The 18,969-nt window shown below is 68.3% G+C and carries 21 protein-coding genes; 11 read left to right on the top strand and 10 right to left on the bottom strand.

The annotated features are described in order from the left end of the window. Nucleotides 1-93 precede the first annotated feature (93 nt). The 3 genes from AB4112_RS16275 to AB4112_RS16265 all read left to right on the top strand — a co-directional run bounded on the left by AB4112_RS16275 (nucleotide 94) and on the right by AB4112_RS16265 (nucleotide 2,320). Nucleotides 94-975, top strand: coding sequence for an alpha/beta fold hydrolase (locus tag AB4112_RS16275; protein ID WP_441721025.1), 882 nt, complete (start codon nucleotides 94-96; stop codon nucleotides 973-975). A 66-nt stretch (nucleotides 976-1,041) separates the two neighbouring features. Beyond that, the gene (locus AB4112_RS16270; RefSeq protein WP_441721023.1) at nucleotides 1,042-1,989 is read left to right on the top strand and encodes an isopenicillin N synthase family dioxygenase; all 948 of its coding nucleotides are present in this window, start codon (nucleotides 1,042-1,044) and stop codon (nucleotides 1,987-1,989) included. A gap of 43 nt (nucleotides 1,990-2,032) precedes the next feature. Next, on the top strand, nucleotides 2,033-2,320 hold the full coding sequence (locus AB4112_RS16265; RefSeq protein WP_309793045.1) for a DUF1488 family protein: 288 nt from the start codon (nucleotides 2,033-2,035) through the stop codon (nucleotides 2,318-2,320). A 24-nt stretch (nucleotides 2,321-2,344) separates the two neighbouring features. Here AB4112_RS16265 and AB4112_RS16260 read toward each other — a convergent pair whose 3' ends face one another. Then, on the bottom strand, nucleotides 2,345-2,851 hold the full coding sequence (locus AB4112_RS16260; protein ID WP_309793046.1) for a hypothetical protein: 507 nt from the start codon (nucleotides 2,849-2,851) through the stop codon (nucleotides 2,345-2,347). 566 nt (nucleotides 2,852-3,417) lie between these two features. After that, on the bottom strand, nucleotides 3,418-4,320 hold the full coding sequence (locus tag AB4112_RS16255; RefSeq protein ID WP_441721019.1) for a proline iminopeptidase-family hydrolase: 903 nt from the start codon (nucleotides 4,318-4,320) through the stop codon (nucleotides 3,418-3,420). 211 nt (nucleotides 4,321-4,531) lie between these two features. Between AB4112_RS16255 and AB4112_RS16250 the strand changes: the two genes are divergently transcribed. The 8 genes from AB4112_RS16250 to AB4112_RS16215 all read left to right on the top strand — a co-directional run bounded on the left by AB4112_RS16250 (nucleotide 4,532) and on the right by AB4112_RS16215 (nucleotide 10,910). After that, the gene (locus tag AB4112_RS16250; protein ID WP_309793048.1) at nucleotides 4,532-5,053 is read left to right on the top strand and encodes an acyltransferase; all 522 of its coding nucleotides are present in this window, start codon (nucleotides 4,532-4,534) and stop codon (nucleotides 5,051-5,053) included. Continuing rightward, nucleotides 5,050-5,505, top strand: coding sequence for a MaoC/PaaZ C-terminal domain-containing protein (locus AB4112_RS16245; protein WP_309793049.1), 456 nt, complete (start codon nucleotides 5,050-5,052; stop codon nucleotides 5,503-5,505). Before AB4112_RS16250 ends, AB4112_RS16245 begins: the two co-directional genes overlap by 4 nt. Next, nucleotides 5,487-6,218, top strand: coding sequence for an SDR family NAD(P)-dependent oxidoreductase (locus AB4112_RS16240; protein WP_441721015.1), 732 nt, complete (start codon nucleotides 5,487-5,489; stop codon nucleotides 6,216-6,218). The genes AB4112_RS16245 and AB4112_RS16240 overlap by 19 nt, the downstream gene beginning before the upstream one ends. A gap of 10 nt (nucleotides 6,219-6,228) precedes the next feature. Continuing rightward, nucleotides 6,229-8,022 (top strand): HAD-IIIC family phosphatase, encoded by a 1,794-nt coding sequence (locus tag AB4112_RS16235; protein ID WP_441721012.1) that lies wholly within the window; start codon nucleotides 6,229-6,231, stop codon nucleotides 8,020-8,022. After that, a complete protein-coding gene (locus tag AB4112_RS16230; protein WP_309793053.1) occupies nucleotides 8,019-8,270 on the top strand; it encodes an acyl carrier protein in 252 nt (83 codons plus the stop codon). Before AB4112_RS16235 ends, AB4112_RS16230 begins: the two co-directional genes overlap by 4 nt. A gap of 164 nt (nucleotides 8,271-8,434) precedes the next feature. Then, complete coding sequence (locus AB4112_RS16225) at nucleotides 8,435-9,142, top strand: TylF/MycF/NovP-related O-methyltransferase (RefSeq protein WP_441721009.1); 708 nt, start codon at nucleotides 8,435-8,437, stop codon at nucleotides 9,140-9,142. Between the two features lie 160 nt (nucleotides 9,143-9,302). Further along, nucleotides 9,303-10,577 carry a hypothetical protein gene (locus AB4112_RS16220; protein ID WP_441721006.1) on the top strand — a complete coding sequence of 425 codons (1,275 nt, stop codon included), beginning with the start codon at nucleotides 9,303-9,305 and terminating at the stop codon, nucleotides 10,575-10,577. A 12-nt stretch (nucleotides 10,578-10,589) separates the two neighbouring features. After that, nucleotides 10,590-10,910, top strand: a complete 321-nt coding sequence (locus AB4112_RS16215) for a hypothetical protein (protein ID WP_309793056.1) — start codon at nucleotides 10,590-10,592, stop codon at nucleotides 10,908-10,910. 70 nt (nucleotides 10,911-10,980) lie between these two features. Here the strand turns inward: AB4112_RS16215 and proX are convergent, their stop codons facing one another. The 8 genes from proX to AB4112_RS16175 form a co-directional block, all read right to left on the bottom strand. Further along, nucleotides 10,981-12,036, bottom strand: a complete 1,056-nt coding sequence (gene proX / locus AB4112_RS16210) for a glycine betaine/L-proline ABC transporter substrate-binding protein ProX (RefSeq protein WP_309793057.1) — start codon at nucleotides 12,034-12,036, stop codon at nucleotides 10,981-10,983. 51 nt (nucleotides 12,037-12,087) lie between these two features. Beyond that, complete coding sequence (locus tag AB4112_RS16205) at nucleotides 12,088-13,035, bottom strand: ABC transporter permease (protein ID WP_309793058.1); 948 nt, start codon at nucleotides 13,033-13,035, stop codon at nucleotides 12,088-12,090. A 15-nt stretch (nucleotides 13,036-13,050) separates the two neighbouring features. After that, complete coding sequence (locus tag AB4112_RS16200) at nucleotides 13,051-14,235, bottom strand: quaternary amine ABC transporter ATP-binding protein (RefSeq protein ID WP_309793059.1); 1,185 nt, start codon at nucleotides 14,233-14,235, stop codon at nucleotides 13,051-13,053. A 169-nt stretch (nucleotides 14,236-14,404) separates the two neighbouring features. Next, nucleotides 14,405-14,719, bottom strand: coding sequence for an NIPSNAP family protein (locus AB4112_RS16195; RefSeq protein ID WP_309793060.1), 315 nt, complete (start codon nucleotides 14,717-14,719; stop codon nucleotides 14,405-14,407). Further along, nucleotides 14,716-15,105, bottom strand: a complete 390-nt coding sequence (locus AB4112_RS16190) for a carboxymuconolactone decarboxylase family protein (protein WP_309793061.1) — start codon at nucleotides 15,103-15,105, stop codon at nucleotides 14,716-14,718. Before AB4112_RS16190 ends, AB4112_RS16195 begins: the two co-directional genes overlap by 4 nt. Continuing rightward, nucleotides 15,098-15,886: an alpha/beta fold hydrolase gene (locus AB4112_RS16185; protein ID WP_309793063.1), complete on the bottom strand. Its 789-nt coding sequence runs from the start codon at nucleotides 15,884-15,886 to the stop codon at nucleotides 15,098-15,100. The genes AB4112_RS16190 and AB4112_RS16185 overlap by 8 nt, the downstream gene beginning before the upstream one ends. A gap of 439 nt (nucleotides 15,887-16,325) precedes the next feature. Beyond that, nucleotides 16,326-17,414: an LLM class flavin-dependent oxidoreductase gene (locus tag AB4112_RS16180; protein ID WP_309793064.1), complete on the bottom strand. Its 1,089-nt coding sequence runs from the start codon at nucleotides 17,412-17,414 to the stop codon at nucleotides 16,326-16,328. A 47-nt stretch (nucleotides 17,415-17,461) separates the two neighbouring features. Continuing rightward, nucleotides 17,462-18,961 carry an aldehyde dehydrogenase gene (locus tag AB4112_RS16175; protein ID WP_441720998.1) on the bottom strand — a complete coding sequence of 500 codons (1,500 nt, stop codon included), beginning with the start codon at nucleotides 18,959-18,961 and terminating at the stop codon, nucleotides 17,462-17,464. Between the last annotated feature and the right edge of the window lie 8 nt (nucleotides 18,962-18,969).

Genomic DNA, 18,969 nt, shown 5'->3' with positions numbered 1-18,969 from the left:
ACCCGGATCTGACATTCTTGCGAAATGAGTGTCGGCCAGCTTCGATCGAGGAAGTTCACTTTGTCCCCGGGGAGGACGGATATGCACCGATCGATGAGAAGCATCCTGCGAGGCGCGGTGGTGGCCATCGGCCTGGGCGTCGCGACCCCGGCCCTGATGGCGCCGATCGCGACCGGCCAGGCCCGGGCGGCCGAGGTGTGGCAGACCCTGCCGGCGCCGGCCCCGGCGCCGAAGGGCGCCACCACCGGCATGGCCCCGGTCAACGGCATCCAGATGTATTACGCCGTCTACGGCAAGGGCCGGCCGGTGATCCTGCTGCATGGCGGCCTGTCCAACTCGGATTATTGGAACAGCCTGGTGCCCGAACTGGTGGCGCGCAACTTCCAGGTGATCGTGGCCGACAGCCGCGGCCACGGCCGCAGCACGCGTTCGGCCCAGCCCTACAGCTACGACCTCATGTCGTCGGACGTGCTGGCGCTGCTGGACTACCTGAAGGTTCCGAAGGCCGACCTGGTGGGCTGGAGCGATGGCGGCATCATCGGCCTCGACATCGCCATCCACCAGCCGGAGCGGCTGAACCGCCTCTACGCCTACGGCGCCAATTCCGACCTGACCGGGCTGAAGCCGGATTTCGACAAGAGCCCGGCCTTCGCCGCCTTCATCGAGCGCGCCGGCACGGAATACCAGAAGCTGTCCAAGACGCCGGACCAGTATGACGCGTTCCTGCAGCAGGTCTCGCAGATGTGGTCGACGCAGCCCGACTTCACCGCCGACCAGCTGCGCGGCATCACGGTGCGGACCGCGATTGCCGACGGCGAGTACGAAGAGGCCATCAAGCGCGGGCATACGGACTACATGGCCCGCACCATCCCCGGCGCCGAGTTGCACATCCTGCCGAATGTCAGCCATTTCGGCCTGCTGCAGAACCCGGAGGAATTCAATCGCGTGGTCCTTGAGTTCCTGACTGAAAAATAGGTCCATTGACCCCCTGACCCATCGCGACCACCCTGCCCCGTCTTTCACAGCGGCAGGGCGGATGCGATGACCGATTTCTGGCGGATCCCGGTGATCGACATCGCGGCGCTGCAGCAGGACGACGCGGTGGCGGCCGGTCAAATCGCCGCCAGGATCGGCCGGGCCTGCGAGACCGCCGGGTTCTTCTACGTCACCGGCCATGGCGTGCCGGAGCCGGTGGTCGACGGCGTGCTGGCCGCGGCGGCCTGGTTCTTCGATCGGCCGCAGGCGGAGCGCGACGCGCTGGATGTCGCCGGGTCGCCCTGCTTCCGCGGCTATGTGCCGATGGGCATCACCGGCCCCGGCGTGCCCCGCCGTCTGCTGGAGGCGTTCCAGCTGATGCTCGACCTCGGCCCTGACGATCCCGACGTCCGCGCCGGCAGCGTCATGCACGGGCCCAACCGGTGGCCGGAGGATGGCCTGGATTTCCGGATGGCGCTGGAGACCTACTACAGCGCGATGACCGCGCTGTCCGACCGGCTGCTGGACGCCTTCGCCCGGGCGCTCGGCCTCGACGCCGGCTATTTCCGGCCCTATTTCACCAAGCCGCTGACCCAGCTGCGCCTGCTGCATTATCCGCCGCAGCCGCCCGACGAGGATGCGATGGGGGTCGAGGCGCACACCGACACCGGCGCCTTCACCATCCTGCTGCAGGACGCCTCGGGCGGGCTGGAGGTACGCAACCGCGCCGGCGAGTGGATTGCGGCGGCGCCGGTCCCGGGCAGCTTCGTCATCAACATCGGCGACATGATGCAGCGCTGGACCGAAAGCCGCTTCGTCTCCACCCCGCACCGCGTCGCAAACCGGTCGGGCCGGGATCGGATCTCGGTGCCGTTCTTCGCCAACCCCGACTATGCCGCGGTGATCACGCCGGTGACCGGCGACCGCACCGAACCGCTGGCCTGCGGCCCCTATGTGGAAGCCGCCTACCGCGCCGCCTGGCCGCGGGCGGCCCGCACGCCGGCACCGGTCTGACCCGGGCGTTGCCGCGCCGCCGGGCCGGCTGGTAGAAGGCGCCATGCCGCCCCGCCCGATCTTCACCTTCCCCGACGATGCCGATTGGAACGAGCCGCGCCAGGCTGTCGAGTTCGGGGTCGAGATCGGCGACTACATCGGCCGCGCCTTCCTGCCGGCCGCGGCGATGCGGACCCTGCTCGGCCACAAGCCGACCCCGGCCGAAGCGGTGGAGGTCTACCACTACCACCGCACCGCGATCGAACGCGCGGTGGAGCTGCGGATCGAGGAACGGCGGTTGGACCCCGATGCGAACGTAACCCTGGATGGCCGCGACCTGCGGCGGCGGTGACGGATCGAAAGCCGGGCACGCCGTTCACTCCGGAGGCGGATGCTTGAAAGCCGGCATGCGAAAGCCGTTGCCCCACACGACGGTGTAGCCTTGTTTCATCAGGCAGATCTGGAGAAGCGTCAGATCGTCCACCGCCCCATTCGAGGTCATGGACGCGGCCAATCCATTGAACCCGGCGGCCGCCCCCGTCAGGGCGCCCAGGCCGGCCGCGTTCCGGACATTGCCGTTGAAGAGAGTCGCGCCCCCTCCCGCAATCGTCGCCCCCGCCATCGTTGTCGCCGCGACAAGCATCGCGCCGTTCGGGCGAGACGACGGCTGTCCCGCGACATGGTCCTGGCACAGCTTCAGATCCGCCTCGTAATGGACGCCGCCGTCGCGGGAGGCATAGGGATCGATATCGGGATGCATGTCATAGACGCTGCAGGCGGAGAGCAGCACGGACACGACCGCGATCAACGGCGCGCGGCGGTTGATGAACCGGGCTTCGGTGTTGCGATCGCGCTTTGGGGCAACACGGTCCTGCTGTCGCATGGAAAGGCCTCATTGAAAGCGTCAGCCCGACATATACCAAAAATAGTGTTATCGCTTTGCATGCTATTTTTATATGACCCGGGCTTCAGTCTATGCGTCGGAGCACGAGCGCCCTTCACGGGATAGAAATTGCGATCGCTTCTTATTGTGATGGCTGTGACACCTGATTCATCGCAGACAGACCGGCTGGGCGCGACACGCGCCGATGCGTGCTGACCGAGGGGATCCGACGTCCGCCGATCCGGCGGATCGGGTCCACGGGGCTCGGCGCACGGCATGATCGAGCAATGCGGCGGTCTATCTCGACTGGATCCTGGGCGAGATCGCGGCCACCCGCTGGCGGGCGCGATGGCGGCGGAGGCGGCCTGCCTGCTGCGCCGCCGCGACCGGCCGGACGGCACGCCCCAACCCGCTGTTCGAGCCGATCCAGACGATTGAGATCCGGCCGCTCGAAGACTGTTTGTGGTTGCGAGAACCGGAGCGCAGCGGACGTTTGGTCTCGTCGAGCACGGGAAGCGCAGGAACCGCCATCAGACGGCGGCGCCGGCGCGTTCCCAGACGGTCTCTCAGTCCCGCGCGTCCAGGAACTCCGCCACCGCGGCGAGGCAGGCCGCCTTTTCCTCGACATGCGGCATGTGGCTGGACTCCTCGAAGATCCGCCAGCGCACATCCGGGATATGGTCGGCGAAGGGCTGCACCGTCGCCGGCGTCGCCTCGTCGTGACGGCCCGAGATCAGCAGCACCGGCACCGCGATGCGGTCGAGCCGGTCGATCACGCTCCAGTTCTTCAGCGAGCCCACGACGTGGAACTCGGTCGGCCCGTTCATGCTGCGATAGACGGTCGGGTCGGCGTCGACGGCCGCGAAGGTGCGCGCCACCTCGGGCGGCCAGGGCACCACGCGGCAGACATGGCGGTCGTAGAACACCCGGCTGGCGGCGGCATATTCGGCGGAATCGATGGTGCCGGCCTGCTCGTGCCGCAGCAGCGTCGCCTGGACATCGGGCGGCAGCGCCGCGCGCAGCCGGTTCGCCTCGCGGATCCACAGCGCCATCGAGGCCGGGGAATTGGCGATGACCAGGCTCTTCAGCCCGGGCGGCCGCCGCACCGCATGCTCCGCCCCCAGCATGCCGCCCCAGGACTGGCCGAGCAGGTGGTAGCCGTCGGCGATGCCGAGATGGCGCAGCAGGGTGTCGAGCTCGTCCAGGAACAGGTCGACCGTCCAGAAGTCGGCGCCCTTGTCCGGCAGATGGGTCGAATGGCCATTGCCGAGCTGGTCGTAATGCACCACCGCCCGCCCGGTCGCCGCCAGGTCCTTGAAGGAATCGACATAGTCGTGGGTGCAGCCCGGCCCGCCATGGGCCACGACCAGCGGCCGCTTCGGCCCGCCGAGGTCGCCGGTGATCCGGACCCAGGTGCGGTGTCCGCGGAAGCCAACATGGTCTTCCCGGCTGGTGATCGTCCCTGCCATTGCACCCCCCTTGCTGCTGTGCAAACGACGCTAGCCGCCCGTAGGGTTCGGAACAACCCCGATGGCAGGAACCGCCGGCCATTGGCGCTGGCGGCCCCTTGCAATGCTCAAACGATGCCGATACATACCGTCCGGGTTCGCGTTGGTCGTCAGGGGCTTTGGGCGACTCCCAGATTTGCATTGAGCATTTGTGCTTAGGAGGGAACGGCATATGCTCTTGGGGAATTTTCTGGGCTGGTCGCCAATACGCGCGATCACTTTGGGTATTCTTGCGGCCCTTCGACTTTTCATGCGATTTGTCAATCTCGCGCGGGCGCGCGCCCTGTTCCCGACTTCCCGTGACGTGTTCGTGCATTGGACGGCTGAAATCAAACAGCCGGAGAATCTCACCCTCGGCAAGGGCGTGATCATCGGCCAGCGCTGCACCATCGGCGCCGCCGCCCCGATCTACCTCGGCGACGACGTCCATCTGTCGAAGGGCGTCTTGATCGACACCGGCTACGCCGACATCACCACGCTGCCGCCCTACAAGTCCTTTTCGAAGCCGATCCGGATCGAACGCGGCGTCTGGCTGGGCGCCGGCTCGATGGTGCTCGCCGGCGTGACCATCGGCGAGAACTCGGTGGTGGCCGCGGGCGCCATCGTCCGCAAGAGCGTGCCGCCGAACACGGTGGTGTCGTCGCCGCGCCCGACCCTGCAATCCCTGGCCGATATCGAGCGGGTGCCGCGATGACCGATCCCCAGTCCCTTCCCGAGACCGCCCTGGACCTGTCGCTGGACGCGCTGCCGGTCGGCTATACCGCCACGATCGCCTGGACCGCCGAGAACGCGGAGATCGATGCCTTCGCTGCGGTGAGCGGGGATTACAACCCGCTGCACATGGATCCGGCCTATGCCACCTCGCTGGGGTTCGCCGACCGCGTCTCGCACGGCATGCTGCTGGGCGCCAAGCTGTCCGGCTTCATCGGCATGGTGCTGCCGGGCCGGCGCTGCCTGCTGCTGGAACAGACCCTGGCCTTTCCCAACGCCGTGCTGCCGGGCGATCGGGTGACTCTCACCGGAGAGGTCGCCGAGATCTGGCCCGACCAGTCGATGCTGCGCCTGAAGGTCAGGGCGACCAAGGCCGGGGCCGGCAAGCCCATCGTCGTCGCCCGGGGGTCGGTGCTGTGCAAAACCCTGTCCTGATCCTCGGCGCGTCCGGCGGCATCGGCGCCGGGATCGCCCGGCGGCTGGCCCGGCAGGGATCCAGCGTCATCCTGCATGGCCGCCAGCGCGACCGGCTCGACGCGCTGGCCGCCGAGATCGGCCCGGCCGCCACGGTGGAGATCGCCGACCTCACCGACGAGGCCGAGATCGGCGCCCTGTTCGCGCGCATCGCGGAGGCCCGCACCGCCCTCTCCGGGCTGGTGTTCTCGGTGGCCGCGCCGTTCGCGAAGAAGCTGACGCACCGCACCGGCTGGGGCGAGTTCGACCGCCAGATCACGACGCAGCTCAAGGCCCTGCATCTCTGCGCGGCCGCGGCCTTCCCGCTGCTCGCCGGCCAGGACGCCACCACACGGATGGTGGTGGTGACCTCGGAATATGCGATGGGCATGCCGCCGGTGAAGACCGCGAGCTATTCCGCGGCCAAGGCCGCGATCACCGCCTATGCCCGGGTGGTGGCCCAGGAATGGATCGGGCGCGGCGTCCGGGTCCATATCGTGGCGCCGGGCATGGTGCGGACGGAGTTCACCTCGGACATCCCCGACGCCTGGCTGGAAGACCATGTGACGCGGCTGCCGGAAAAGCGGCTGACGACGGTGGAGGATGTCGCGGATATGGTGGCGTTCCTGATGACCGACGCGGCCGACTGCCTCTACGGCACGCCGCTGCAGGTCAGCCGGGCGGAGCGGCGCTGAGGAGATGGCGATGGACATGGCCGTGACCACCCTGATCGACGAATGCCGGGCGCCCGGCTTCGCCTCGCAGGACTATGTCGCCCTGCAGCGCGCCGGCAGGCGGGTGCGCAAGGCCATCGCGAGCGGCGAGATCGCGGGACCGCCGGTCCGCATCGCCGTCGTGTCCTCCTTCCTGTCCGACATGGTGGTCGACCTGCTGCCGGCGCTGCTGCTGCGGCGCGGCGTGGTCGCGACGATCGCCGCCGGCCCCTATGGCGGGATCGCGACCGAGATCCTGAACCCGGGCGGCGGCGTGTGCCGCGGCGCCGACTTGGTGATGGTGCTGCCGACCCATCGCGACCTGGCCCACGCGCCCGGCTTCGACGCCACGCGCGCGGACTCCGATGCGGCGGTGGCCCGCGAGGTGGCCGACTGGCAGGGGCTGTGGTCCGCCCTTGCCGTCCCGACGGTCCAGCTCAGCTTCGACCCGCCGCCGGACCGGCCGCTGGGCGAGCTCGACGGGCTGTCGCCGGGCGGGCTGCTGTTCCACGCCCGCAGCGTCAACCGCGCGATCGCCGAGGCGGTGCCGGCGCATGTCACCGTGGTCGATGCCGAGGCGCTGGCGCAGCGCGTCGGCCCGGCCTGGCACGACGCGGCGCTGTACGCCCTGTGCAAGCAGCCCTTCGGCGCCGCAGCCCTGGTCGAGGTCGCCGACACCCTGGCCGCCGCCGCGGCGGGGCAGCTGGGCAAGGCCCGCAAGGTGCTGGTGCTCGACCTCGACAACACGGTGTGGGGCGGCGTCGTCGGCGATGTCGGCCTCTCCGGGCTGGTGCTCGGCCGCGAGACCGCGGAGGGCGAGGCGTTCCTGGCGCTGCAGGCCTATGCCAAGCGGCTGGCGGGGCGCGGCGTCATCCTCGCCGTCTGCTCCAAGAACCGGGAGGATCTGGCGCGCGAGCCCTTCCGCGACCATCCCTCGATGATCCTGAAGGAAGAGGACATCGCCTGCTTCGTCGCCAATTTCGACGATAAGGCGACCAACCTGCGCCGCATCGCCGCCACCCTGAATGTCGGCCTCGACAGCCTGGTCTTCGTCGACGACAACCCGGTCGAGCGCGCCTGGGTGCAGCGTGAGCTCGGCGAGGTCCTGGTGGTCGACCTGCCGGAGGATCCGGCCGGCTACTGCGCCGCGATCGAGCGGGAGAAGGCCTTCCCCACCTCGCGCATCACCGGCGAGGATCTGCGCCGCAATGCGCTGTACCGGACCCGCGCCGAGACCATCGCGCAGGCCGGCGCGGCCCACGACATCGACGCCTTCCTGGCCAGCCTGGAGCCGGTGGCGGAGGTCGAGCCGGTCGGCCCCGCCTCGCTCGACCGCATCGTCCAACTGATCGCCAAGACCAACCAGTTCAAGCTGAACCCGACGGTGTTCACGCCCGACGAGATCACCGCCAATCGCGACGGCGTCATCGCCATCCGCTTCAAGGACCGGCTGCAGGACCACGGCATCACCGCCATCGCCGTGACCGAGCCGGAGGACGGCGCGCTGGTCATCCGCAACTGGGTGATGAGCTGCCGGGTGTTCTCGCGCCGGCTGGAGCATGCGACGCTGGAGCTGATCCGGCGCCGGGCGGCCCGCCTCGACCTCGACCGCATCGTGCTCGACTTCCGGCTGTCGCCGAAGAACGCCCTGGTCAAGGACGTGCTGGCCGAGCTCGGCTTCGAGGAGACGTCGCCGGAGGGCCGTTATGCCGCCTCTTTGTTGCCGCAACGCGCGCGCATGCAGCACCACATCAGCATCGTGACCCCTGACGGAGACGGCAATTGACCAAGGAAGACGTGATCGCCCGCCTCGCCGACGTGTTCCACGCGGTGTTCGACGATGACAGCATCGTGCTGACGCCGCAGACCACCGCGGCCGACATCGAGGAATGGGACAGCCTGAACCAGATCAAGATCATCGTCGGCGCCCAGAGCGCCTTCGGCGTGAAACTCGACGCGCGCCGGATCAAGGACTTCCAGAATGTCGGCCAGATGGTCGACTACATCTCGGAACAGCTGGCCGCCGCCGGCTGAGGGGCACGCCCCTTCGCCGCACACCCCCCCGATCATCGACGGTCTTGACGAGCCCGGTCGCGAGGCAACAGACGGTCCTGGATTTAGCCCTGCCTCCCCCGGCAGGGCATGATTCGATTGACGTTCACGATGCGACCATTGTCCATCAGCAGGAGTTGAAGCATATGCTCGAGCAGTTTGCCAAAAAGTTTGTCGACGTCCTGCTGCTGCCGACCGCGCGCCGGCTGCGCCGCCGCCTGGGCACCAGCACGGTGGTCGGCGTGATGCAGCAGATGGCCAGGGAGCGGTCTGCGGCCTATGGCACGGAGCATATGAAGTCGGCGATCCTGTTCGATGATCCGGACGGGCTTCGCCCCTACGCCTTCAAAAAGCGCGTCCCGGGCGGGCTGAACCTGGAATTCGGCGTCTGGCAGGGCAAGGGCGTCAACACCTTCGCGTCGCTGACCGACGAGATGGTCTACGGCTTCGACTCCTTCGAAGGGCTGATGGAGGATTGGGGCGGGCAGATCGGCAGCGAGAAGGGGCTGTTCGACGTGGGCGGGCAACTGCCCAAGGTGCGGTCGAATGTCCGGCTGATCAAAGGCTGGTTCCAGGACACCCTGCCGGGTTTCCTGGCGGAACATCCCGGCGACCTGTCCTTCATGAATGTCGATTGCGACACCTACGAAGCGACGACCTACGTCCTTCAGACCATCGACAAGCGGATCGTCGTCGGCACGATCATCATTTTCGACGAGTACCTGAATTACCCCGGCTGGGAGCTGGGAGAGTACAAGGCCTGGCAGGAATTCTGCGCCGCCAATGCCGTGACCTACGACTATCTCGCCATCTACGAGGGACGGGTCGCCCTCAAGGTCACCGGGCGGAGCTGAAGGCCCGGCCCGGCCGGATGCAGGATGTCGAGAGCGATCATGAGGATGCGGGATTGAGGCGGACGTCAGGCCAGAGGCACGGCGAGGGGGCTGCGGGACGGCCTGCGGGTCTGGAGTCCGTGCGATGCCCGGGCTTCGGCGATGAGGTTGGCACCGGCGCATGAACCTGGCACGGGTCAGAGCGATCGGCGGACAGGCGGCACTGTTCCTGATGGCCTTCGCGCTCGGCAAGGGGATCGCCTTCTTCGGCCCCCTGCTGCTGTCGCAGATCATGAACATCCAGGATTACGGCACCGCGGAGCTGTCGCTCAGCGTCGGCACGATCGGGGCCCAGGTCCTCAGCCTCGGCATTCTCGGCGCCATCCCGCAACTGGTGCTGATCCGGAAAGAGGATCGCGTCCAGGACCTGCTGTTCTTCGTCGTCGCGTCGATCGGCGTGCTCGGCCTCGCCGCGGCGGCTGTCGCCTATGCTGCGTCCAGCGACCTCCTCTATGCCTTTGCCGCGATTGCCATCGTCGGCACCGGCGCCCAGCTCACAGCGGCCACCTACTACCGCACCATCGGGCGGCGCTACCGCACCCTGGTCTCCGACAACCTGTCGCTCTACCTCTTCCTCGCCGTCGGCGGCGTGGTCTTCCTCATGCTGGGGCGGGTGCCGCTGGGGCCGGTGGTCCTGGGTTATGGCGGCGTGGTGCTCGGCGTCACCATCTTCTCCTTCATCGCCCTGGCCCGGACGATCCGGCCGCACTTCTTCGCCGCCCACGCCGACGCCCGGCGCATGGGCTTCTTCATGATGGTGAACTCGCTGGTCTATTTCACCATCGTCAACAGCTCGCGCGTCCTGATCGGCTACTTCCTGTCGGTGGAGGCGGTCTCGGTCTATTCCGTCTGCTTCCGCATCTCGATCGCGATCTTCCTGGTCCACCAGCTGGTCGGCACCGCCTTCTACAAGACGCTGTACGAGGCCTCGGCCGAATGGTTCGACCGGTATTTCGTGATCCTGCTGGCCGTCACCATGGTGGGGGCGTCCGTCCTCCTCACCACCTTCGAGCTGTATGGCGCCGTCCTGCTGCCCGCTTGGGCCGGATACATGGACCAAATGTCGGGCGTGCTGCCGATCACCTGCATGCAGGTGATCTGGTGGGTGTCGCTGGCGTTGCTGGAGTTCCGGATCAACCGCACCCTGATCTCGAAACAGGCGACGCTGTGGCTGGTCGCCTGCGCCGGGCTGATGATCGTGGCCCTGGCCACGCTGAGTGCGCTGCACCTGCTGACCCTGGCGACCGCGGCGCTGGTCTTCGCCTGCACCCTGTTCCTGGCGCTTCAGGCGCAGCTGTTCCTGCTGCGGCGCAACGGAGTGCCTCTGCCGAAGACCCAGATCGCGCTGTTCGCGCCGCTGGTGTTCCTGGTCCCCGCGTTCTTCCTGCAGAGCTGACGGCGGCCCGCCGTGACCATGCCGGCACGACCGGGCAGATCCTCCCTGTGGCGCGGCCTGCGGTGGATGCTGGCGGCCCTGACGGTCCTGCTGTTGCTGCCGCTGCTGTCGGTGCTGGCGACCGCCCTGATCGCCAACACTCTGGGATGCGCGGTCGACGAGGGCAGCATCCATCCCTGCCTGGTGGCCGGCACCGACATCGGCGGCCTGCTCTACGGCATGGGCATGATGGGCTGGCTGATGATCTTCACCGCGCCGCTGACCGTCCTGGCCCTCCTCGGCTGGCTGGCGGCCGGGCTCCTGGCACTGGCGAGGATTCTGCGCCGGCGCTAGCAAACAGCCAATCCCTGACCGATCGATCGGTCAGGGATTGGCCCTTGCTACAGAGGGAAGGATCAGGCCGTCACTGCCCGGCCATTGCCTGGGCGACCCAGCCGTCGAATTCGGCCTGGTTGGCGGCGATCCAGTCGTCGGCCAGCTTCTTGATGTTGCGGTTGCTGCTGCCGTCCTTGTTGATCGAGCCTTCCCAGGCCACCCAGGTCTCGCGCGGCCAGCTGGCGGCTTCGATCAGCGTCTTCACCGCCGGGTTGGCGGCCAGGAAGCTGCGGTTGACGACGGTGTTGTAGTTCCATTCGCCCAGCGCCATGCGGCACGGGTCCTGGCCGCCGGCGCAGCCGACCACGCCGGGAACCAGGGCGGTCTTGATCGGCGGCATGCCCTCGGGCAGGGAATCGAACGGGGTCGGCAGCCACACCACATCCTTGCCGGGCACCAGCGCGTCGTTCACCCAGGATGGGCTCCAGGTGTAGTACAGCGCGGGTTCGCCGCGCTGGACCCGGGCCACGGTCTCGCCCATCAGCGCCTCGTACTTGCCGCGGACGATGTGGACGGTGTCGGACAGGCCGAACGCCTTGACCTGGTGCTCGATGACGTCGGCGCAGCTCCAGCCGGGATCGCAGCCGGTCAGCTCGGCCTTGCCGTCGGTGCCGAACAGGGCGGCGATCTTCGGGTCCTTCAGCTGGTCGAAATGGGTGATGGCGTTGGCGTCGGCGGTCTTCTTGTCGATCAGGTAGCCGTTGATGCCGCCGCCGCGGATGCCGCCGGTGCCGACGACCGCCAGCTCCTTCTCGACCTTGCGGTAGCCCGGCTCGCGCTGCGGCAGGGTGACGGCGGAGCTCATGTCGACATCGCCCTGCGACGCCGCCTGGAAGAACAGCGTGCCGTTCATCACGGTGACGTTGACGTCGTAGCCCAGCTTCTTGAACGCCGTGACCAGGATCTGGTCCTCGACATAGTTGCCGCCCAGGCTGTCGTCCTGGACGAAGCGGATGGTCTTGCCGCTGCCCGGCAGGTCGGCCGCCAGGGCGGGCAGCGCCGTTGCGGACAGGGCTGCGGTCAGGATTGCTGCTGCCAGAACTGTTGAAGACAGGCGGGCGCGACGGCCCATGCTGGAAACCATTGGTGTGCCTCCGAGTGACTTTTGTTGTTTGCCGAACGATGAAGATCCGGGTCAGGCCGTAGGCTGCGCCGTCGACCCGCCGGCGACGGCCGGCTGTGCCCGATCGTCCTGCCGGCCGACCAGGCGCAGCAGCACGGCGCGGAGCGATACCCCCTTGCCGCCCTTGGATTTGGCGAGCGATTGGGTGATGCGGTCGAGTGTCATGGCCAGCAGCACGATGGCCAGGCCGCCGACCGCGGCGCGGCCGACATCCAGCCGGCCGAGGCCCTGCAGCACCACCAGCCCCAGCCCTTCCGCGCCGATCATGGCGACCACCACCGACATCACCATGGCGGTCAGCACGGTCTGGTTCAGGCCGCCCAGGATGGTCGGCATCGCCAGCGGCAGCTGCACTTCCCATAGCAGTTGCCGACCGGTGGCGCCGAAGGCCAGCCCGGCCTCGACCATCTCCTTGTCGACCATGCGGATGCCGAGATTGGTGAAGCGGATCAGTGGCGGCGCCGCCGCCATGATCACCGCCACCTCGCCCGGCACGGTGCCGACGCCGAACATCATCACGATCGGCACGAGATAGACGAAGGTTGGCGTGGTCTGCATCACGTCCAGCACCGGGCGGACGATGCGCCACACCGCGTCGCTGCGGGCGCACAGGATGCCGATCGGCACGCTGATGCAGACGCAGATCACGATTGCGGTGGTGATCAGCGCCAGGGTCGTGATCGCCTCGGTCCAGACGCCGGTGAAGGCGATGACGACCAGGGACACCACGGTGAATAGGGCGACGCCGCGGGACGAGAGCTTCCAGGCGATCAGCCCTGCCAGCACGACGAAGACCGGGAATGGAATGCCCTGCAGCGTGTGCTCGATCAGGCCCAGCAGGTGCTCCACCGGCCATTTGACGGTCTGGAAGAAGGGCCGCAGGTTTTGCGACATCCATTGCACGCCCGCCTGGATCCATTTGTCGACCGGCAGGACGTAGAGATCATCCGCATCGAACATCGGTGCCGTCCGTTGTCAGGAGTGGGGGGCGGTCGCGGCGGGGGCCGCGATGCGGGCGAGGATCTGGGCGGGTTCGACGCAGCCGAGCAGCCGGCCGCCATCGTCGATCACGGCCACGGGCTGGCCGGTGCTGCAGGCGCCGGCGATGTCGGCCAGCCGGGCATGGCCCGGCACGGTGGCGCAGCCGGCGGCGGCGAGGGTCCGGGCGCTGATGCCCTGCTGCAGCCGCGGCAGGTCGGCTTCGGCGATGGTGCCGATCAGCCGGCCGGCATCGTCGACCACGAAGGACCGGCCGGCGCGGCCGGGGCCGGCCCGGTCGGCGGTGCCGTCGGCACGGACGACGATCGGGGCGGCGTCGACCATCACCGAGCGGGCGTCGAACAGGCGCGACCGGTCGACCTCGCGGGTGAAGGCGGCGACGTAGTCGCTGCCCGGGGCGGTCACGATCTCCTGCGGCGTCCCCTCCCGCACCACGGCGCCGTCGGCCATGATGGCGATGCGGGTGCCGAGCTTCAGCGCTTCCTGGAAGTCGTGGGTGATGAACAGGATGGTCTTGTGCAGCGTGCGCTGCAGCCGCAGCAGTTCGTCCTGCATCTCGGTGCGGATCAGCGGGTCGAGGGCGCTGAACGCCTCGTCCATGATCAGCACATCGGCATCGGTGGCCAGCGCGCGGGCCAGCCCCACCCGCTGGCGCATGCCGCCGCTGAGCGCGCTCGGCAGATGGTGGCCCCAGCGCGCCAGCCCGACCACGGACAGGATCTCCTCCGCCTTCTTCCGGCGCTCGCGGGCGGAGATGCCGCGCAGCTTGAGGCCGAATTCGACATTCTCGAACACGGTCCGGTGCGGCATCAGGGCGAAGTGCTGGAACACCATCGACACGCGGGTCCGGCGGATGTCGCGCAGATGGGCGGCGTCGGCCGCGACCACGTCGTCGCCATCCAGCAGGATGCGCCCGGCGGTGGGTTCGATGAGCCGGTTGATGCAGCGCGCCAGGGTGGATTTGCCGGAGCCGGACAGGCCCATGATCATGTAGATCGCCCCCGCCGGAACCGACAGCGAGACGTTGTTCAGCCCCACCACCTGGCCGGTCTCGGCCTGGACCTGCTCCTTGGTCGCGCCGGCGGCCAGCCGCTGCAGCGCGGCCTTCGGCATGTCGGAAAAGACCTTGTAGAGGTGCTCGACCCGAATTCGATCCGTCACCGTCACCACCCTGTTTTCGGGGCGGCCAGTCGCGGCAGTCGCGCCAGCCACCGTTCTTTGGCCCTGGGATATTGGGGCTGGAATCCGGCGATGCGTCTTCCCGCGATGCGGGGGAAACAGCGCCCCGGCCCTCCTATGAAGAGTAGCAAACCCGCGATGCCTCCCTCCCCTACCGCAACGGCGAGAAATCGGTCGGCACCAGGATGCGGTTCTCCAGCGTGTCCAGCGTCGCGGTCAGCTTGACCAGGAAGGCCTGCCAGGCCGGGTCGGCGGCCAGGCGCCGGCGCCGCTCCGCCCGGTCGTTGAGGTCGGCATAGCCCCAGAGATGGACGATGTGGTTCAGCGGCCCGATCTCGGTGTGGAAATAGCCGATCAGGTTGCCGAGGATCGGCTGCTGGATCGCCAGCCCCTCCTCGCGCACCAGCTGCAAATAGCGCGCCAGTTGGCCCGGTTTGACCTTGTAGATCCGCTCCTCGACGATCACGGCGCCGCCTCCGCCGCCATCTCGATGCGGACCGCCCTGGCGATGCGGAAGCACTCGACGCCGGCCGGCACGCCGCAATAGACCGCGATCTGAATCAGCGCCGCCCGCAGCTCGGCATCGCTCAGCCCGTTGCGGATGGCGCCGCGGAAATGCACCTGGAACTCGTGCATCCGGCCCAGCGCTGCGAGCATGCCGAGATTGAGCAGGCTGCGCTGGCGCAGATCCAGGTCGTCATTGGTCCAGCACTGGCCCCAGCAATACTCGTTCAGCACATCCTGGAACGGCCGCGAGAAGTCGTCGGCATTCTCCAGGGCGCGGTCGACATAGGCGTCGCCGAGCACGGCGCGGCGCACGGTCTCGCCGCGGGCACGGAGCGTTTCATCCATGAGGGGCCTCGTCGGGAAAGAGCAGGAAGTCGCGCATCAGGCCGGCGATCCGGTCCGGCGCCTCGACCAGGATCGAATGGCGCAGGCCGGGCAGGATCTCCAGCCGCGACCCGGCGATGCGGTCGTGCATGAAGCGGGCCATCCGCGGGTTCGATCCCTGGTCGTCCGCGCCGGTCGCGATCAGGGTCGGGTGGCGGATGCGGTCGAGCTGATCGCCGAGATCGGTTTCGGCCAGGACGCGGTATGAAGCGGCATAGCAGCCCGGGTCGTTGGCGGCGTTGCGTTCGCGCAGCCGCTGCAGCAGCTCCGGATTGGCCGCCTGGAACGCCTCGGTCAGCCAGCGTCCGACCGAGGCGTCGTAATGCGAGGCCGGTTCGCCGCGCTGCATCGCCGCCAGCCGGTCCCGCACCCGCTCGCGCTCGGCCTCGGTGCGGCCGGCGATGGTGCTGAGCAGCACCAGCCGCCGCACCCGGTGGCCATGGGTCAGCGCCAGGCGCTGGGCGATCAACCCGCCGAGCGAGAAGCCGGCGAGGTCGAAGCGGCCGAAGCCCTCGCGATCCGCCAGTTCCAACAGGTCGCAGACGAAATCGTCGATCTCGTAGCGCCCCGTCACCCGTTCCGACCGCCCATGCCCACGCAGGTCGAAGCGCAGGATGCGGAAGTCGCCTTCCAGGGCCGCGACGACGCCGTCCCAGGCCTCGAGATACGACCCCACGCCATGGACCAGGACAAGCGGGCGGATGCCTGTACCATCCACGCGATGATGAAGGGCGACCGTCATCGGCTGGTGTCCTGGCTCACAATTAGCTGACCCGGCGCGGGGTAGATCTGGCGGCTCGTGGCCGATGCAGCCGGCCTTGTTTTGCCTCTCCCGCAAGCGAGACCTTTTCGGAATAGACCGAGCCCGCTCCTTTCTCGTCCCCCCTCCCCTTGCGGGAGGGGGTTAGGGGGAGGGGGCTGCGCGCGTCCGCGCGCGAATGGGCAAAGGACAGGCTTCGCCTCCGGAGCCAAATTGCGCGAGTCCGGGTCGGCTCTGCGCATCGAAAACCCCCTCCCCCTACCCCCCTCTCGCAAGGGGAGGGGGGACTCATTTTTGAGTGCGGTCGAAGTCATTGCGAACCTCCGGGACGATCCGGAGGCATTCTGAGAAGCCCCGCAAGCGGGAGAGGCAATCGGGGTATGCCGGAGGATCTGTGAGTCAGACATTCCCAAAGCCAGACCTAGCCTGCCATCGCCAGCTTGGCCGCATCCGCCGCGCGGGACCGCGCCCGTTCCGCGAACACCGGCATGACCTCGCGGATGAACAGCGACAGGGTCTTCTTCTGCAGCTCGAAGGGCAGGTTGAAGGACAGGCCCAGGCAGTACTGGTCGACCCCCGCCGCCTCATAGGGCAGCAGCTTCTCGATCACCTCGTCCGGCGTGCCGAACATCAGGTTCTCGCGCACGCTTTCCGGGCTGTAATTGGACCGGTTGGCCACGACCTCGAACGGCACCGCCTCGGGGAAGCCGTTGGTCACGGTGCCGACATTCTGGAACAGGTTCTCGAAATAGCGGCCGTAATCGACGCTGTGGCGGACCGGCACCTCCCAATCCTCCGGCCGCTCATAGACGCAGGTCCGGCGCTGCATCATGAAGCGCGGCCGCGGCACCTTCGGATGGTCGGCGACCGCCTTAGCGAACTTGTCGCCCAGCACCGCGATCTCCGCCGCCGGGGCGGACAGCGGGGTCGACAGGATGCTGGCGCCGATGCCGACGGCCCAGTCGAAGGTGCCGGGGTCGCGGGCGGCGACCCAGATCGGCGGGTGGCCCTTCTGCAGCGGCTTCGGCACCGAGGTCGCCAGCGGGAACTTCCAGTACTTGCCGTCATGGGCGTAGTCGCCGGCCCACAGCGCCTTCACCGCCGGCACGATCTCCTTGAGATAGGCCACGCCCTCCTGCTGGATCATGCCGCCGGCCATGCGGTCGAACTCGTACTGGTACGAGCCGCGGGCGATGCCGAATTCGAGGCGCCCGCCGGTCAGCTGGTCGCACAGCGCAGCCTCGCCGGCCAGGCGGATCGGGTCCCAGTAGGGCGCGACCAGGGTGGCGGTGCCCAGGCGGATCCGGTCGGTGTGGTGGCCGTACCAGGCTAGGGTGGTGAACGGGTTCGGCGCGATGGTGCATTCGATGGTGTGGTGCTCGGCCGTCCACACGGTCTCGAACCCGCCGGCATCGGCCATCTTCACCAGCTCCAGCGTCTCGGCCATGACGGTCTGCATGTCCCGGGCCGGGCTGAAGCGCTCCATATTGATCGAAACGGCGAATTTCATCGGGTCGCTCTCCCCATTGGGTCGAAAGGTTGCGAGGTGCGGCGCCGTCAGCGCAGGCGGATGACGAACGGGTCCTGGGTCGCGCCGGAGTAGTCGACGACGACGTTCTTGAGGCGCGAGAACTCGCGCATCACCTCGAAGCCGCCGCGCCGGCCGTAGCCGCTTTCCTTGAAGCCGCCATTCGGCGACATGTAGGCGGCGGAGCGGTAGGTGTTGATCCACACCGTCCCGGCATCGACGTTGCGGGCGAAGCGCAGGGCGCGGTCGATGTTCTGGGTCCAGATGCCGGCGGCCAGGCCGTAGCGGGTGTCGTTGGCCAGGCCGATCAGCTCCGCCTCGTCGCGGAACGGCACCACCCCGATCACCGGGCCGAAGATCTCGTCGCGCATGAAGCCCATGTCGTTGCGCGCATCGACCAGCACCGTCGGCTCGTAATACCAGCCGCGCCCCAGCTCCCCCTGCTGCGGCCGGTGCCCGCCGACCGCGATCCGGGCGCCTTCGGCGACGCCGGAGCCGACATAGCCCTCGACCTTCTCGAGCTGGGCCGACAGGGCCAGCGGCCCGATCTCGGTGTCGTCGTTCTCGGGATGGCCGATGCGGATCCGCCGGGTGCGGTCGACCAGGCTGTCGACGAACCTGTCGTAGATGCCGGCCTCGACGAAGCAGCGCGACCCGGCGATGCAGGTCTGCCCGGCCGCGGCGAAGACGCCGGCGACGACGCCGTTCACCGCGCGGTCGAGGTCGACATCGGCGAACACCACATGCGGCGACTTGCCCCCCAGCTCCATCTGGCAGGGCACCAGTTGGGACGCGGCGTTGGCGGCGATCCGCTTGCCGGTCGCGGTGCTGCCGGTGAACACGATCTTGGCCAGGCCGGGATGGCGGGTCAGCGCCTCGCCCGCGGTGGCCCCGTTGCCGGTCACGACATTGACCACGCCGGCCGGGAACCCCGCCTCCATGATGATCTCGGCCAGGGCCAAGGTGGAGGCCGAGGTGTGCTCCGACGGCTTGATCACCACCGTGTTGCCGATGGCCAGACAGGGCGCCAGCGTGCCGGTCAGCAGCATCAGCGGCGAATTCCACGGCGTGATCATGCCGACCACGCCGACCGGTTCGCGCAGCGTCAGGTTCAGCATGTCCAGCTTGTTGACCGGGATGGTGTCGCCCTGCAGCTTGTCGGCCATCCCCGCAAAGTAGAGATAGGCGTCGGGCATGGCCCGCAGCTGGGCCAGCATCTCGCGCAGCAGCTTGCCGTTGTCGCGGGTCTCGATCCGGGCGAGGTCGTCGGCATGCTGCAGCAGCAGGTCGGCCAGCCGGCGCACCAGCTTGCCGCGGTCGGTCTGGGTCATGCGGCGCCAGGCCGGGTCGACGAAGGCGGCCTGGGCCGAGCGCACCGCCGCATCGACATCCTCGGCCCCTGCATCGGCCACCTCGTACCAGGGTTCGGCGGTGGTCGGGTCATAGCTCGCGATATAGCGGCCCGACAGCGGCGCCACGCGCCGGCCGCCGATGAACAGGCCCTGGCGCGACCCTTCGATGCTCTTCACGGAATGAC

It is taken from the genome of Inquilinus sp. 2KB_23 (genome assembly GCF_052115705.1).
In the GTDB taxonomy this organism is placed as follows: Bacteria; Pseudomonadota; Alphaproteobacteria; order DSM-16000; family Inquilinaceae; genus Inquilinus; species Inquilinus ginsengisoli_A.
The sequence above is the reverse complement of the archived record's forward strand: the minus strand, read 5'-3'. Positions and strand labels throughout refer to the sequence as shown.